The following is a 13,406-nucleotide window of genomic DNA, read 5'->3' on the forward strand; positions in this document are numbered from 1 at the left end:
ATCGAGGACACCGCTCACCATGAAGCGGTGTTGCAGTCCAACGAGGCCCGCCTGGAACGGTGGGAGCGAAAGGTCGAGTGGCCCCTGACGGCACTCGCCGTGCTGTTCCTCGTCGCGTACGCGTGGCAGGTTTTCGACGACCACGGGAGCATGCACTTCACGCTCGAGATCGTGTTGTGGCTGGTCTGGGGCTTGTTCGCGGCCGAGTACGTCACCAGGCTGACGCTCGCCAACAACAAGGTCTGGTTCCTGAAGTCACACCTCTTCGACCTCGCGGCCGTGCTCCTGCCAATGGTGCGGCAACTGCGCGTACTCCGGTTGATCACGGTCATCACGCTGCTCAACAAGAAGTTCCAGGACAAAATCCGGCAACGCGTGAGCATTTACGTCGCGGGCGTGACGATCATCGTCGCTTTTTGTGCGAGTCTCGCCGTGCTGGACGCGGAAAGGCACGCCGAAAACGCGAGCATCACCACGTTCGGCGACGCGTTGTGGTGGACGCTCACGACGATGTCGACGGTCGGCTACGGCGACCGCTACCCCGTCACGGGCGAGGGCCGGCTGGTCGCGGCCCTGCTCATGGTCGGCGGCATCGCCCTGCTCGGTGTCATCACCGGCACGATCGCGAGCTGGCTCGTCGAGAAGCTGCGCGGCGTAGAGGAAGCCGAGCTCGAAACCGTGCAGGAGCTGAAGAAACTACGCGCTGAGCTCGCCGAACTCCGTGCGCAGCTCGACACGAGCAGCGGCGGCTGACGTCCACAGCCGAGCGTCCCAGCCCGCCACGAGCGCACCTTCCACGTTCGACAGCCGGTCGTCGTAGAAGACGAGATCCGACGAACCGACGACGGACTCCACGTGCTTCCAGATCGCGGCGTCGGGCTTCGCGTACCCGAGGTCGCCGGAGAAGACCAGGTGCCGGAAGTGCTTGGCCCACGGCACCTTCTCGGCCAGCCGCGCGAACGTCGACGGCGCGTTCGACAGCAACGCGAGCGGCACGCCCAACGCCGAAAGATCCTCAAGCAGCGCAACGGTTTCCGCGACTGGCTCGTCCAGCCAGCCCGCGTTGTCCATCGCGGTCATCTCGCGCACTTCGGCGTCGGTCAACGACAACCCGAGCGAAGCCCCGATCCGCCCCCAGTAGTCGGCGTCGGACCCACCGCGGTCGTAGGCGTCGCGATCCCAGTAGACCGACTCGAACCGCTCCGATGAAACGCCGAGCCGCTCGGCCATCAACGGCCGCGCAGGGTTCTTCTGGCTGATGACCTCGCCGAAGTCGAACACGATCCAGCGCATCTCAGGCGTCCTCTCGCACTCGGCGCAGCACTTCGGCGATGTCGGACGAGTCCACGTCGCCGTGCGTCACGAACCGAACCTTGCCGGACATGGGACTGGCGAAAACCCCGACCTCGCGCAACGACACCAAGGTCTTGTCCAGATCCGGCACCGACGCCAGCACGATGTTCGTGGCAGGCGGCGCGACGTCCCATCCCAACGCGCGCAACCCGTCAGCCAGCGCGGAAGCGTTCGCGTGATCGGCAGCCAGGCGATCAAGGCGGTCCAGGGCGACAAGACCGGCAGCCGCCAGCACCCCGCCCTGCCGAACCCCGCCGCCGAGCATCTTCCGCACCCGCCGTGCCTCGACGACGAACGCAGCGGAGCCGGCCACCACGGACCCGACCGGCGCCCCGAGTCCCTTCGACAGGCACACCTGCACGGTGTCCGCGCCGGAGGCCAGCGAAGCCGGCGTCACGCCCAAAGCCACCGACGCGTTCCAGAGCCGAGCCCCGTCGAGGTGCACCGCCAGCCCGACGGACCGAGCCGCCGCCACCAGCGACGTGTGCTCGTCAACGGTCGTCACGGTCCCACCGGAAGCGTTGTGCGTGTTCTCCAAGCACAACAACGTCGTGTTGAGCCCGTAGTAAGGCGACTCACCACCACCAGCGGCGACCACGGCCTCAGGCGTCATGGAGGCCAGCGCGTGCGGCATCCCACCGGCGAGCCACGCGGCGGTTCCGAGCTCGGCGTCCAGCACGTGCGCGCCCGCGGAAGCCAGGAACCGATCACCACGCCGAACGTGCAGGAACAACGCGATGAGGTTGCCCATCGAGCCGGAGGGAACCCAGAGAGCGGCTTCGACACCGAGCAACGCGGCGACGCGCTCCTCCAACGCGGCCATCGTGGGGTCGTGGTCCAGCACGTCGTCGCCGACTTCGGCCGACGCCATCGCGCGGCGCATCACCTCGTCGGGCTGGGTGACGGTGTCCGAGCGCAGGTCGATGGGGGTCACGACCTCGATCACATCACATCAGGCGAACGACCGAGGGGGTGATGTAGCTCTCGCCGATGGTTCGTGCAACCGTTGGTGCCTCAGATTCCGTCCGGTAAGTGCAACTCGAGGAACGAGCGGAGAGCAGTCCGCGTGGATCAGCGCGACGAGCAGGAGTTCGCGGAGTACTTCGTGGCTCGCCGTGAGGCCGTGCGCCGAACGGCATACCTGCTGTGCGGCGACTGGCACCGCGCTGACGACTTCGCGCAGACAGCGTTCGTGGCGGTGCACAGGAGGTGGCGGAAGATCCGGGACAAGCAGGCTCTCGACGCCTATGTGCGGCGCACGCTGGTGCGCGCGGTGATCGACGAGTCGCGCCGTCCGTGGCGGCGCGAGAAGTTCACCGACGAGCTGCCGGAACCGCCGACGACGGACAACGAGATCGGCGAGACGGTCGCGACGCGCGAGGCGTTGATGAAAGGCCTGCGCAGAGTCCCGCCGCGGCAACGCGCGGTGCTCGTGCTGAGGTTCCTCGAGGGCCTCGACGTGACGGCCACGGCCGAGGTGCTGAAGTGCTCGGAAGGAACTGTGAAGAGTCAGACCGCCCGCGGGCTGACCGCGTTGCGGGAAGCTCTCGGAGACGCGATCGACGACCTGAGGCCGGCCTCGTGAGGGAAAGGAGGACGTAGATGGACGAGCAGAAGCTCGCTGACCTGTTCCGCGACGCCGCGACGGACGCGCCACCGGCGTCCTTCGACGCGGGTGACGTCCGAACGGCTTCGCGACGCGCCACCCTCCGCAGGCGCAACTCCATTGCGGCCGGCACTACCCTGGTCGTCGTGCTCGGCTTCGGCGGTGTCGCGGCGGGCGCGGGCTGGTTCGGCACGAACACGAGCGGGAGCAACAACCTGGGGTCTGCGCAACAGCAGGAGGGCACCGGTGCGGATGCGCCGATAACCCCGCTGGAAGCACAGCCACCCCCCAAGAACAACCCCGGAGACGCGTCTACGCAGGGGGATGCGTCCAAGCCGGGGAGCACTGGTCTCGCGACCAGTGCACAACGCGCAGTGCAGGGCTGCGCGGCGGTGGACCGAGAGCTCGCAGACGCCCTCGCCGGCGAGCTTTCGGTTCCATCGGAACTCGCGGTCCTCCCCGCGGAGTCGTGCTCACCCCAGTCCCGCGCGGCCTCGTTCAAGATCGACGGCCTGACGGTCACCGCGATCGTCACGCCGGACTCGTTCGAGGTGCCCAGCGGTGCGCAGGCGGAGAAGAAGAAGGCCGCCAGCGGACAGGACCTCTACGTCTACACGCAGGGCGACGGCGAGCTCAAAGGCAAGGCCAGGCCCATCGCGGAAGCACTGGCCCCCAGGTTCTGATCAGTCGCCAAGTACTCTGGCGCGACTATGACGGCAGCAACCCCCAAGGGTGAGCGCAGGAGGCAGGCGCTCGTCGAGGCCGCGTCCGAACTGCTCGTGGAGGGCGGATTCGACGCGGTCAGGCACCGCGCGGTCGCCGAACGCGCAGGTCTGCCGCTCGCCTCGACCACGTACTACTTCGACTCGCTCGACGAGCTGATCATCGGCGCGGTCGAGTTCCACGGCCGTGCGGAGCTGGCGAGCTGCCGTGCGCGCCTGTCCGAGCTCTCCAGCGAACTGTCGGACGACGACGTGCTGATCGGCCTGATCCTCGACCTGCTCGTCGGCCAGGACGTCACCGACACCGAGACGATGCTGCTGCGCTACGAACGGCTCGTCGCGACCGGCCGCCGCCCGTACCTGCGGCCGTTGATGCAGCTGCTGTCCACCGAGCTGCACCGGCTGATCGCCGACATCTTCGCCCGCTCCGGCCGTGACATCAGCGCCGACCGCGTCGAGGAGCTGATCGCGCTCGTCGACGGCACGATGGTGAACGCGTTCATCGAGCTCAAGCCGGACCCGCGCGGCGTGGCGGCCAGGATGCTCCGAACGGCTCTTTCGCGTCAGGGATGATGCAACCTCGCGTTCCTCCGATGCGTTCCCCTGGTTGAGGACGCGAGAGGGGATCGCATGCGCAAGGCCGATGAACAGGGCTTTCGCGAATTCGCGGCAGCCAATGCCGCGTCTTTGCGACGCACCGCGTACCTCTTTTGTGGCGACTGGCACACAGCGGAAGACCTGATGCAGTCGTCGCTGATGAAGATGTACATGGCCTGGAAGCGGATCAAGGATCTCGACAACCTGATCGCCTACGCCCGCAAGGTGCTGCTGCGCACCTGGCTGGACGAGAAGCGCAGGCCGTGGCGCAGAGCCGAGCAGCGCGACGGGGAGCTGCCGGACGCCGCGGACGCGACCGCGGATCCCGACACCACGAGCGCCAAGCTGTGGGCGCGTGAGCTGGTGCACACCGCGTTGCTGCAGGTGCCGCCGAGGCAACGAGCGGTGCTCGTCCTGCGTTATTTCGAAGACCTGTCGGTCGCCGAGGTGGCGGTGGCCATGGGTTGTACCGAGGGAACGGTCAAGAGCCAGACGGCGCGCGGCCTCGCGACGTTGCGCGCCATCGTGGAGAAGCTCGACAGCAGTTCGGGGAGGGTCGCGTCGTGAGTGAGCAGGAGATCCGCGAGGGAATGCTGCTGGCCGTCTGGGACGAGCCGCCGCTCGACTTCGACCCGGACACGCTGATGAGGCGGGTCGAGCAGAAAAAAAGTCGTCGCCGAGCGCTGGTCGCTGTGGGCGTGGCTACGGCGATGATCGCGGTGGCGTCGTTGGCGCTGCCGGGGCTGCTGCCACGCGACAGGGACACCCAGCTCGGCTCCGAGAGCCCGACGAGCTCGTCGCCGACTCCGGTCGCGAAGTCGGAGAAGGAGCTGCAGCGCATCGGCGACCAGCTGGCGCAGGGGCTCTCCCACACCATGCCGAACCTGAAAGAGCAGGTGTACTCGGTCGTCCGCCGCGGGCCGTACGTCCACCAGCCGAACACTCCGACGCCGGTGAACCAGCCGGGCGATCCCGAGTTCTCCGGTTTCGTGTTCCTCACCGACGAGATCGGGCCGACCTCGCTCCAGGTGATCGTCACCAGGAACAGGTCCGCCGAGAGGTTCCTCTGCGACGGCGCGACCACGTGCAGGGACGTGCAGCAGAAGGACGGGTCGACCGTGACGGAGGCGGAGACCTTCGAGGGGCCTGAAGTCACGAAGTCGGTCGTGCTGCGCAAGCTTCCCAGCGGGCTGTACGCGCAGATCACCAGTCTCAACTACAACCCCGCCACCGGCAGCGGTCTGCGCCAGATGGTTCCGGTGCGCGTGGGCGTGCTCACAACGCTGGTCACGGACCCCAACGTGCACTGGGAGTGAGCGCGGCTTGCACTAATCTGGCGGGGTGAGCAAGCCGCGCATCGCCAACGTCCTCGCAGGTCGCTACGCCTCCACGTCGCTCGCGACGCTCTGGTCGGCCGAGCACAAGATCGTGCTGGAGCGCCAGCTGTGGCTCGCCGTGCTGCGCGCCCAGGCGGCCGCGGGCATCGACGTGCCGGCCGGTGCGATCGCCGACTACGAGCGCGTGCTGGAGCAGGTCGACCTGGAGTCGATCGCGGCGCGTGAGCGGGTCACGCGGCACGACGTGAAGGCGCGCATCGAGGAGTTCAACGCTCTCGCGGGCCACGAGCAGGTGCACAAGGGCATGACCTCGCGCGACCTGACCGAGAACGTCGAGCAGCTGCAGGTCCTGCGCTCGCTGGAGCTGATCCGGTCCAAGGTCGCCGCTGTTCTCGGACGGCTCGCGCGCCTCGCCGCCGAGCACTCCGACCTGGTGATGGCCGGCCGTTCGCACAACGTGGCGGCGCAGGCCACGACGCTGGGCAAGCGGTTCGCTTCTGGCGCCGACGAGCTGCTCGTCGCATTCTCGCGGCTGAACGAGCTGATCTCGCGGTACCCGTTGCGCGGCATCAAGGGCCCGGTCGGCACCGCTCAGGACATGCTCGACCTGCTGGGCACGCCGGAGAAGCTCGAGGAGCTGGAGCGCACCGTCGCCGGTCACCTCGGCTTCGAGCGCGTGCTGACGTCGGTCGGCCAGGTGTACCCGCGCTCGCTCGACTTCGACGTGGTGTCCACGCTCGTGCAGCTCGCGGCGGCGCCGTCGTCGGTGGCGAAGACCATCCGTCTGATGGCGGGCCACGAGCTGGTGACCGAGGGCTTCAAGCCTGGTCAGGTGGGCTCTTCCGCGATGCCGCACAAGATGAACACGCGGTCGTGCGAGCGCGTCAACGGCTTCGCGGTGATCCTGCGCGGTTACCTGTCGATGGTCGGCGAGCTCGCGGGCGACCAGTGGAACGAGGGCGACGTGTCGTGCTCGGTGGTCCGCCGGATCGCGCTGCCGGACGCGTTCTTCGCGTTCGACGGGCTGCTGGAGACGTTCCTGACGGTGCTGGACGAGTTCGGTGCCTACCCGGCCGTCGTCGCGCGTGAGCTGGACCGGTACCTGCCGTTCCTCGGGACGACGAAGGTGCTGATGGCGGCCGTGCGCGCGGGTGTCGGCCGGGAGACCGCGCACGAGGCCATCAAGGAGAACGCGGTGGCCGTGGCGCTGGCGATGCGCGAGCAGGGGCTGGCCCAGAACGACCTGCTGGACCGCCTGGCCGCCGACTCGCGCCTGCCGCTCGACAGGGCCGCTCTGGACGCGTTGCTGGCCGACCGCCTGTCGTTCACCGGCGTGGCGTCGGCGCAGGTCGCGTCCGTCGTGGAGCAGGTCGCCGCGGTGGTCGACAAGTACCCGGCCTACGAGCCGGAGCCGATCCTGTGATCGTGTCCGATCTGCTCGTCTATCCGATCAAGGGCTGCGGCGGGTACTCCGTCGCGGCGTCTCCGGTCGACCTCACGGGGTTGCGCGGCGATCGGATGATGATGCTGGTCGACGAGAACGGGGTTTTCCTGTCCCAGCGCAAGGTTCCGGCGATGGCGGCATTGCGTCCGCGCCTCGCCGACTCCGCGTTGGTCCACGGTGGACAGTCGTTCCCCGTCGTGCTCGACGGGCCGAGGGTTCCGGTCGTGGTGCACAAGTGGGAGGGCACCGGGATCGACCAGGGCGACGCCGCTGCCGAAGCGTTCTCCGACTCGCTCGGGATGTCCGTGCGACTCGTGCGGACGCCACCTGACCTGTGCCGGGAGTCGGGCGGGCAGACCGAAGGCCTGGTCGGCTACGCGGACGCGCACGCGGTGCTGATGCTCTCGCTGTCCTCTTTGGACGGCCTGAACTCGCGCATCCTGGAGCGCGGCGCGGAACCCGTGCCGATGAACCGCTTCCGTCCCAACGTCGTCGTGTCCGGGTGGCCGGAACCGCACACGGAGGACCGGGTGCGGCGCGCGGTGATCGGTGACGTGGAACTGGGCTACGCCAGGGACTGCGTGCGCTGCGCCGTGCCGATGGTCGACCAGGAGACGGGTCTGCGCGACGGTCCGGAACCGACGCGCACGCTGGCCACGTACCGGCGCGACCCGGACGGGGGCGTGATCTTCGGGATGAAGGCGGCCGTCATCGCCACCGGAACCGTCGCGGTCGGCGACAAGATCGACGTGCTGGAGTGGGCTGACTAGGCCTTGTGCCAACGCAGGCGGTCGCCGCGCTGACCGTCCTTCTTGCACACCAGCGGTTCACCGAGCAGACCGATGCCGCTCGCACCCTCGGGATCGCACCGCGAACCCTCGTTGACCAGCAGGCCCTGCTGCGGAGGCGTGCTCTTCGTGGTCTGCGGGGGCGGTGGCGGAGCCTGTACGGGTGGAGGCTGCGGCTGCGTGGTCGTCGTGGTGGTCGTCGTCGGGGTCGTGGTGTTGACCGTGATGTCGACGACGTCCGGTGTCGGCACGATGCTGACCGACTGCGTCGGAGTCGTTGGCTGTGAGCTCGCGGCGGGCGACGAGAGCGGGCTGGAGTCGATGCTCCACCCTGCTACGCCCAGCACGATGAGCAATCCCAGGCTCGCCAAAGCCGGAATCCACAGCGCCTTACGGGTGAGCACGGGTGCACCTTAAGCGTCAGAGAGCTTGATCTGTAGGGGTGAAGGGGTGTACGTCGGTTTCCGGAACAAGGGCACGTAGGCTGACCAGCGTGCCTACGCTCGCTGACTACCAGCACGTCGCCCGCGGCAAGGTTCGCGATCTGTACGACGTCGACGACGAGCTGCTGCTGTTCGTCGCGTCCGACCGCATCTCCGCTTACGACCACATCCTGAGCACGGAGATCCCGGACAAGGGCCGTGTGCTCACCGCGATGAGCGTGTTCTGGTTCGAGCGGCTCGCCCCGAACCACCTGGTCAGCCATGACGACGCGCGCATCCCCGCCGAGGTCCGCGGTCGCGCGTTGCTGGTGCGCAAGCTGCAGATGGTCGACGTCGAGTGCGTGGCGCGCGGGTACCTGACGGGCTCGGGCATGGCCGACTACACGGCGACCGGCGCGGTGTGCGGGATCGAGCTGCCGGCCGGGCTGGTCGAGGCCTCCGAGCTGACGCCGCCGATCTTCACCCCCGCGTCGAAGGCCGAGATCGGGGCGCACGACGAGAACGTGTCGTTCGACGTCATCGCGGAGAAGCACGGCGTCGAGCTGGCGTCGAAGCTGCGTGACCGGACGATCGAGCTGTACAGCGAGGCGCGCGCATACGCGTTGACGCGTGGCCTGATCCTCGCGGACACGAAGTTCGAGTTCGGGCTGGACGCTTCGGGCGAGCTGATCCTGGCGGACGAGGTGTTCACGCCGGACTCGTCGCGGTACTGGCCGGCCGAGGGCTACGAGCCCGGTCGCGTGCAGCCGTCGTTCGACAAGCAGTACGTGCGCGACTGGCTGACGTCCGACGCGTCGGGCTGGGACCGCAAGTCGGACGTGCCGCCGCCTGCGCTGCCCGCGGAGGTCGTCGAAGCCACCCGTCAGCGGTACATCGAGGCGTACGAGCGGCTTACTGGCCGGTCTTTCGCCGACTGGCTCGCGTGAGTTAGCTCCGCTTTCACGCGGATGTCACCACGGCGTGGCGCACTCAGAGCGTGCACTCACAGCTCGTGGTCTCACTGTCCGGCATCGGTCCGCAGACACTCGACCGATGCGCTGATCTCGCCGCGGCCCTGGATCCGCGGAAGGTGCCGTTGTCGCTGCTCGTGGTCCCCCGCGAGCTCGGCAAGGCGCAGGAATGGGTGCGGCAGCGGGCCGCGCTCGGCGATGACGTCGTGCTGCACGGTCTCGGCCAGCGACGGCTTCCTGCCTACGAGGCGGGGTTGTTGTTGACGGGTGCCCGCGTGCAGATGGACGCCATCGGGCTGAACACCGCCACGTTCGCGCCACGGCGTTGCGTCGCGTCGCCCGGCACGTTGCTCGCGCTGGCCAAGCACCGCTTCAACCGCTGCGCCGACGCCCACGCCGTGCGCGACGTCGGCACGGGGCTGGCCACCTTGGGCCGCCTGCACGCGCTGACCGAGCGCAGCAGCTTCGGTGAGCTGCGGTCGTTGGCGCTGGTCTACGCGACGGCACGGTCCGCGCGCCGCGGTGGCCTGACCCGGATCACCGTTGACGCCCGCGACCTGGACCGGCCCGGTGCGCGGCAGGCCGTGCTCGACGCCGTGGACATCGCTCTCGCCCACGACGCCGAGCCGACGACCTACGTCAAACTGCCGTCTCCTCGGCAGGCGTCAGCGGCCTGACCTCGGTGCCCTCCGGCTTGAGCATGTCGAACATCGCGTAGGCGTTCTGCGGCATCGACAGCAGCTTCTCGTGGATGGGCACGGCGACGCGCGGCTTGATCGCGCGCATGAAGTCGACCGCCTCGCCGAGCCGCAGCCACGGCGCGCCCGTGGGCAGTCCGAGCACGTCGACGTCCTCGTCCGGCACGAACAGCGAGTCGCCGGGGTGGTAGAACGCGCCGTCGCCGACCACGTACGCGGTGTTCGGCACGATCGGGATGTCCTCGTGGATCATCGCGTGCTGGCCGCCGACGACCTTGACCGTGGTGTCGCCGACCTTGAAGACGTCACCCGGCCGAGCGACAGTCGGATTTTCGGTCTGGTCGGCCGAACCCTCGTCGACGATCAGCTGCGCCCCGGGGTTCCGGGCAAGCAGCTTCGGCAGTCGTTCAGCGTCCAGATGATCGTAGTGCTGGTGCGTGATCAGCACTGCGTCCAGGTCTTTCACGTCCTCGAACCCCGCGGAGAACGTGCCGGGGTCGATCAGGATGCGCGTCGACCCGGTGTCCAGAAGCACGCAGGCGTGGCCGAAATGGACAACTCGCATGGATTCCTCCATTACCGACTTTTGGCGGGCTGACACGGTCAGGTGACGTCGGAAGTATCAAAAGGCATGAGGAAAACCCTGCAACTCCTCACGGCACTGGCGCTCGCCCTGCCGATGACGTCCTTCGTCCCTGCTACCACCACCTCTACACCTGCGCAGGCGGCCTCGCCCCTAGAGGCTTCACAGTCGCAGGAGATCGGCACTGAGGAATCGATCTCAGTCCGCGTGGGTGGCAAATCTCTTTCTACCGTGATCGACAGGCCGGGTTCCGGCTATGTGAAGATCCATTTCACCGATCTCCGGATCCTGCCCGGCGACGTGCTCACGGTGTCGAACCCTGACGGCACCGAGAAGTACACGTACAACCGGGACCTGCGGTCCTCCACGACGGCCACGCCTGACGCGACCGGCTTCTGGGCCATGTCGGTGACCGGCGAAAAAGCCGTGGTGTCGCTGAAGAACCCGCTGTCGCGCGTGCGGATCGACAAGATCACCCGCGGCTACACCGAGGCCGAGATGTCCTCGCAGCCGTCCGTGCAGAGCATCTGCGGCACGAACGACTACAAGGACGCGGTCTGCTACCAGTCCAGCAACCCGACCGAGTGGGGCAAGACCGCTTCCGTCGCGAAGCTGCTGAAGAACGGCGCCTCGTTGTGCACGGGGTGGCGGGTCGGCCCGAAGAATCACATGCTGACCAACAACCACTGCTTCACCAGCGTCAACGGCATCGAGGTCTGGTTCAACTACCAGTGCCCGACCTGCGGCGGCACCACGTCGGCCACGGTCACCAAGGTGCTGGCGAACAGCGTGATCAAGACCGATCGCAACCTCGACTACACCCTCTTCGACGTGAAGAACTTCGACACCATCAGCTCGTTCGGTTACCTCGAACTGGACGCGCGCGTTCCGGCCGTGGGTGAGGAGATGTACATCGTCGGTCACCCGGCCGGGAAGCTGAAGAAGTTGTCGTTGCGCGACAACAACAACGGCGGCGGCTACTGCGTCGTGCGCGCGGTGCGCGTCAACGGCAACGTGTCGCAGTCCGACATCAGCTACATGTGCGACACCGAAGGCGGCTCGTCCGGCTCACCGGTGCTGTCGAGGCGCACGCACAAGGTGATCGGGCTCCACCACTTCGGCGGCTGCCCGAACCAGGGCGTGCGCATCGACCTCGTCGCCGCGCAGATCAACCCATTGCTGTAAGGATTTCCTGCTCTTCCGCTTCGGTGAGCCCGGCCTTGCGAGGCCGGTCCAGCCCGAGGCCGCGCTCGTACTCCAGCGAGTCGAGCGCGGTCTCGGCCACCGGCCTCGTCTTGAGCCCGTTGGCGAACGCGTTGCTGACATCGCGGCCGACCATCTCCGCCCACGCCTGCGGCAACCACAGCGGCAAACTTCTCGGCCCGGCCCACGGGTTGATCTCGAGCTGCTTGAGAACGCTCTCCGGGACGCTCACGATCTGCGTGCCCGGCGCCGCCGTCGCCCCGGCGATCTCGCCCATCGCCATCTGGAACGGCATGACCGGCCCGGTCGAGTCGTACGTGCCCGTGACCCTCTCCTCGGCGGCGAACACGATCCACTGAGCCAGATCCCGCACGTCGATGTGCTGGAACCCGAGGTCGGGGCTGTCCGGAACCACGACCTTGCCGCCCTGGCTGAACCGCGCCGGCCAGTACCCGAACCTGTCGCTGGCGTCCTCGGGCCCGGTGATCAACCCGGCCCTGACGATGAAGTCGCGCCCCGCGACCGCCTCCCTGACGGCGTTCTCGCTGGCGACCTTCACACTGCCGTACCGCTCGGCCGTGAACTCCTGCGTCGGATCGTCCTCCAGCGGCGGCAGGAGCTCGTCGCTACCGCTCCCGTGATCCGCGTACACCGAGATGCTCGACACGAACGTCCAGTGCGGCGTAGTCGGCCCGAACGCCTCCAACGCGTCCCGCACCCAGTTCACCGAGTACTTGGACACGTCGATCACGGCGTCGAACTGCTCGCCCACGAGCTGGTCGAACGCTCCGGGCCTGTTTCTGTCGATCGAGACGAGGCGTGCGCCTTCAGGGACCTCGCCGGAGGCACCGCGGGCGCCGCACAGCACCTCGTGGCCCCGGCGCACCGCCTCCGCCGTGATGGCCTTGCTGAGGAACACGGTTCCGCCGAGCACCAGGATCTTCATGATCTCCAGCATCCGTCCGATCGCGCCGGACTGCCACCGGTCTCGCTTTCGGCGAAATAGGTCCTTGGAATAGGTCCAATACTCGATCGTTCGGACACGATCGACTGGACTTCCTGAACTGTCGCCCGAGACCGCCCGATGAACGTTTCGTGAGTCTGCACGCCTTCGTCGACGAGTCGCGGCGAAACGCCACCTACCTGCTTGCCGCTGCGATCGTCGATCCGGGTGAGCTGACCAAGCTGCGCAAGTTGCTCATGAGCCTGCGCATGCCGAACCAGCGCGAGCTGCACTTCAAGAAGGAGACCCCTGCTCGCCGCAAACAGATCTTGTCCGCCTTGGCGGCTGCCGTGATCCACGTCGACATCTACCTGGCGTGCTGCCGGAAAGGCGAGGAGCGGGCACGGCAAGCCTGCGTCGCCCGACTGACTGACGACGTGTTGAAGGCCGGCGTCACGCGGTTGGTGTTCGACAGTCGCGAGGTTCGGGACGACCACGACCTCTTGACCATCCGGACCGCTCTCGGCAAGTCCGCGTGGGGTACGGGCCTGTACTACGAACACCTGCCCAGTGAGAGCGATCCGTTGCTGTGGATCGCGGACATCGTGGCGTGGTGCTACGGAGCAGGCGGTGACTGGCTACGACGGGTTCAACCGCTGATGGGCGATGTCGTCGACATGAGGTTGCCCTAGAAAGCGCGAAGCACGGCGGCCGACCGTCCGGACGGGCACCGTGCTCA

General features: G+C 67.7%; 17 protein-coding genes. 12 read left to right on the forward strand and 5 right to left on the reverse strand.

Features of this window, described 5'->3' with window-relative positions; genetic code table 11:
• Positions 1 to 27 precede the first annotated feature (27 nt).
• Complete coding sequence (locus AB0M24_RS24790) at positions 28 to 753, forward strand: ion channel (RefSeq protein ID WP_363772229.1); 726 nt, start codon at positions 28 to 30, stop codon at positions 751 to 753.
• Here AB0M24_RS24790 and AB0M24_RS24795 read toward each other — a convergent pair.
• Both AB0M24_RS24795 and AB0M24_RS24800 read right to left on the reverse strand, forming a co-directional pair.
• Positions 697 to 1,293 (reverse strand): HAD-IA family hydrolase, encoded by a 597-nt coding sequence (locus tag AB0M24_RS24795; RefSeq protein WP_363772232.1) that lies wholly within the window; start codon positions 1,291 to 1,293, stop codon positions 697 to 699. The two genes, AB0M24_RS24790 and AB0M24_RS24795, sit on opposite strands and share 57 nt — an antisense overlap.
• Position 1,294: 1 nt before the next feature.
• Positions 1,295 to 2,296 (reverse strand): GntG family PLP-dependent aldolase, encoded by a 1,002-nt coding sequence (locus tag AB0M24_RS24800; RefSeq protein ID WP_363772814.1) that lies wholly within the window; start codon positions 2,294 to 2,296, stop codon positions 1,295 to 1,297.
• Positions 2,297 to 2,419: 123 nt separating this feature from the next.
• On the opposite strand from AB0M24_RS24800, the gene AB0M24_RS24805 reads away from it, so the two are divergent.
• Genes AB0M24_RS24805 through AB0M24_RS24835 form a run of 7 tightly spaced genes read left to right on the forward strand, consistent with a single transcriptional unit; the run spans position 2,420 to position 7,829 of the window.
• On the forward strand, positions 2,420 to 2,938 hold the full coding sequence (locus AB0M24_RS24805) for a SigE family RNA polymerase sigma factor (protein WP_363772235.1): 519 nt from the start codon (positions 2,420 to 2,422) through the stop codon (positions 2,936 to 2,938).
• Between the two features lie 17 nt (positions 2,939 to 2,955).
• On the forward strand, positions 2,956 to 3,642 hold the full coding sequence (locus AB0M24_RS24810; RefSeq protein WP_363772238.1) for a hypothetical protein: 687 nt from the start codon (positions 2,956 to 2,958) through the stop codon (positions 3,640 to 3,642).
• Positions 3,643 to 3,669: 27 nt separating this feature from the next.
• Positions 3,670 to 4,254: a TetR family transcriptional regulator gene (locus tag AB0M24_RS24815; RefSeq protein ID WP_363772241.1), complete on the forward strand. Its 585-nt coding sequence runs from the start codon at positions 3,670 to 3,672 to the stop codon at positions 4,252 to 4,254.
• Positions 4,255 to 4,311: 57 nt separating this feature from the next.
• Positions 4,312 to 4,845 (forward strand): SigE family RNA polymerase sigma factor, encoded by a 534-nt coding sequence (locus AB0M24_RS24820; protein ID WP_363772244.1) that lies wholly within the window; start codon positions 4,312 to 4,314, stop codon positions 4,843 to 4,845.
• Entirely contained in the window at positions 4,842 to 5,594 is a 753-nt protein-coding gene (locus AB0M24_RS24825) for a hypothetical protein (protein WP_363772247.1), read from the forward strand. Before AB0M24_RS24820 ends, AB0M24_RS24825 begins: the two co-directional genes overlap by 4 nt.
• A 25-nt stretch (positions 5,595 to 5,619) precedes the next feature.
• Complete coding sequence (gene purB / locus AB0M24_RS24830) at positions 5,620 to 7,038, forward strand: adenylosuccinate lyase (RefSeq protein WP_363772250.1); 1,419 nt, start codon at positions 5,620 to 5,622, stop codon at positions 7,036 to 7,038.
• A 2-nt stretch (positions 7,039 to 7,040) separates the two neighbouring features.
• Positions 7,041 to 7,829, forward strand: coding sequence for an MOSC N-terminal beta barrel domain-containing protein (locus AB0M24_RS24835; RefSeq protein ID WP_363772253.1), 789 nt, complete (start codon positions 7,041 to 7,043; stop codon positions 7,827 to 7,829).
• Here the strand turns inward: AB0M24_RS24835 and AB0M24_RS24840 are convergent.
• Positions 7,826 to 8,251, reverse strand: coding sequence for a hypothetical protein (locus AB0M24_RS24840; RefSeq protein WP_363772256.1), 426 nt, complete (start codon positions 8,249 to 8,251; stop codon positions 7,826 to 7,828). The two genes, AB0M24_RS24835 and AB0M24_RS24840, sit on opposite strands and share 4 nt — an antisense overlap.
• An 89-nt stretch (positions 8,252 to 8,340) precedes the next feature.
• On the opposite strand from AB0M24_RS24840, the gene AB0M24_RS24845 reads away from it, so the two are divergent.
• Together AB0M24_RS24845 and AB0M24_RS24850 are read left to right on the forward strand one after the other, a co-directional pair.
• Entirely contained in the window at positions 8,341 to 9,216 is an 876-nt protein-coding gene (locus AB0M24_RS24845) for a phosphoribosylaminoimidazolesuccinocarboxamide synthase (RefSeq protein ID WP_363772259.1), read from the forward strand.
• Between the two features lie 50 nt (positions 9,217 to 9,266).
• Positions 9,267 to 9,917 (forward strand): DUF2334 domain-containing protein, encoded by a 651-nt coding sequence (locus AB0M24_RS24850; RefSeq protein WP_363772262.1) that lies wholly within the window; start codon positions 9,267 to 9,269, stop codon positions 9,915 to 9,917.
• On the opposite strand, the gene AB0M24_RS24855 is transcribed toward AB0M24_RS24850, so the two are convergent.
• On the reverse strand, positions 9,880 to 10,503 hold the full coding sequence (locus tag AB0M24_RS24855) for an MBL fold metallo-hydrolase (protein WP_363772265.1): 624 nt from the start codon (positions 10,501 to 10,503) through the stop codon (positions 9,880 to 9,882). The two genes, AB0M24_RS24850 and AB0M24_RS24855, sit on opposite strands and share 38 nt — an antisense overlap.
• A 249-nt stretch (positions 10,504 to 10,752) precedes the next feature.
• On the opposite strand from AB0M24_RS24855, the gene AB0M24_RS24860 reads away from it, so the two are divergent.
• Positions 10,753 to 11,706: a serine protease gene (locus tag AB0M24_RS24860; protein WP_363772268.1), complete on the forward strand. Its 954-nt coding sequence runs from the start codon at positions 10,753 to 10,755 to the stop codon at positions 11,704 to 11,706.
• Here AB0M24_RS24860 and AB0M24_RS24865 read toward each other — a convergent pair.
• Complete coding sequence (locus tag AB0M24_RS24865) at positions 11,690 to 12,682, reverse strand: NAD-dependent epimerase/dehydratase family protein (RefSeq protein ID WP_363772271.1); 993 nt, start codon at positions 12,680 to 12,682, stop codon at positions 11,690 to 11,692. The two genes, AB0M24_RS24860 and AB0M24_RS24865, sit on opposite strands and share 17 nt — an antisense overlap.
• Before the next feature lie 137 nt (positions 12,683 to 12,819).
• Here AB0M24_RS24865 and AB0M24_RS24870 point away from each other — a divergent pair, with 137 nt between their 5' ends.
• A complete protein-coding gene (locus tag AB0M24_RS24870) occupies positions 12,820 to 13,359 on the forward strand; it encodes a hypothetical protein (RefSeq protein ID WP_363772274.1) in 540 nt (179 codons plus the stop codon).
• The last annotated feature ends 47 nt before the right edge of the window (positions 13,360 to 13,406 follow it).

The organism is Lentzea sp. NPDC051838, assembly GCF_040681245.1.
In the GTDB taxonomy this organism is placed as follows: domain Bacteria; phylum Actinomycetota; class Actinomycetes; order Mycobacteriales; family Pseudonocardiaceae; genus Lentzea.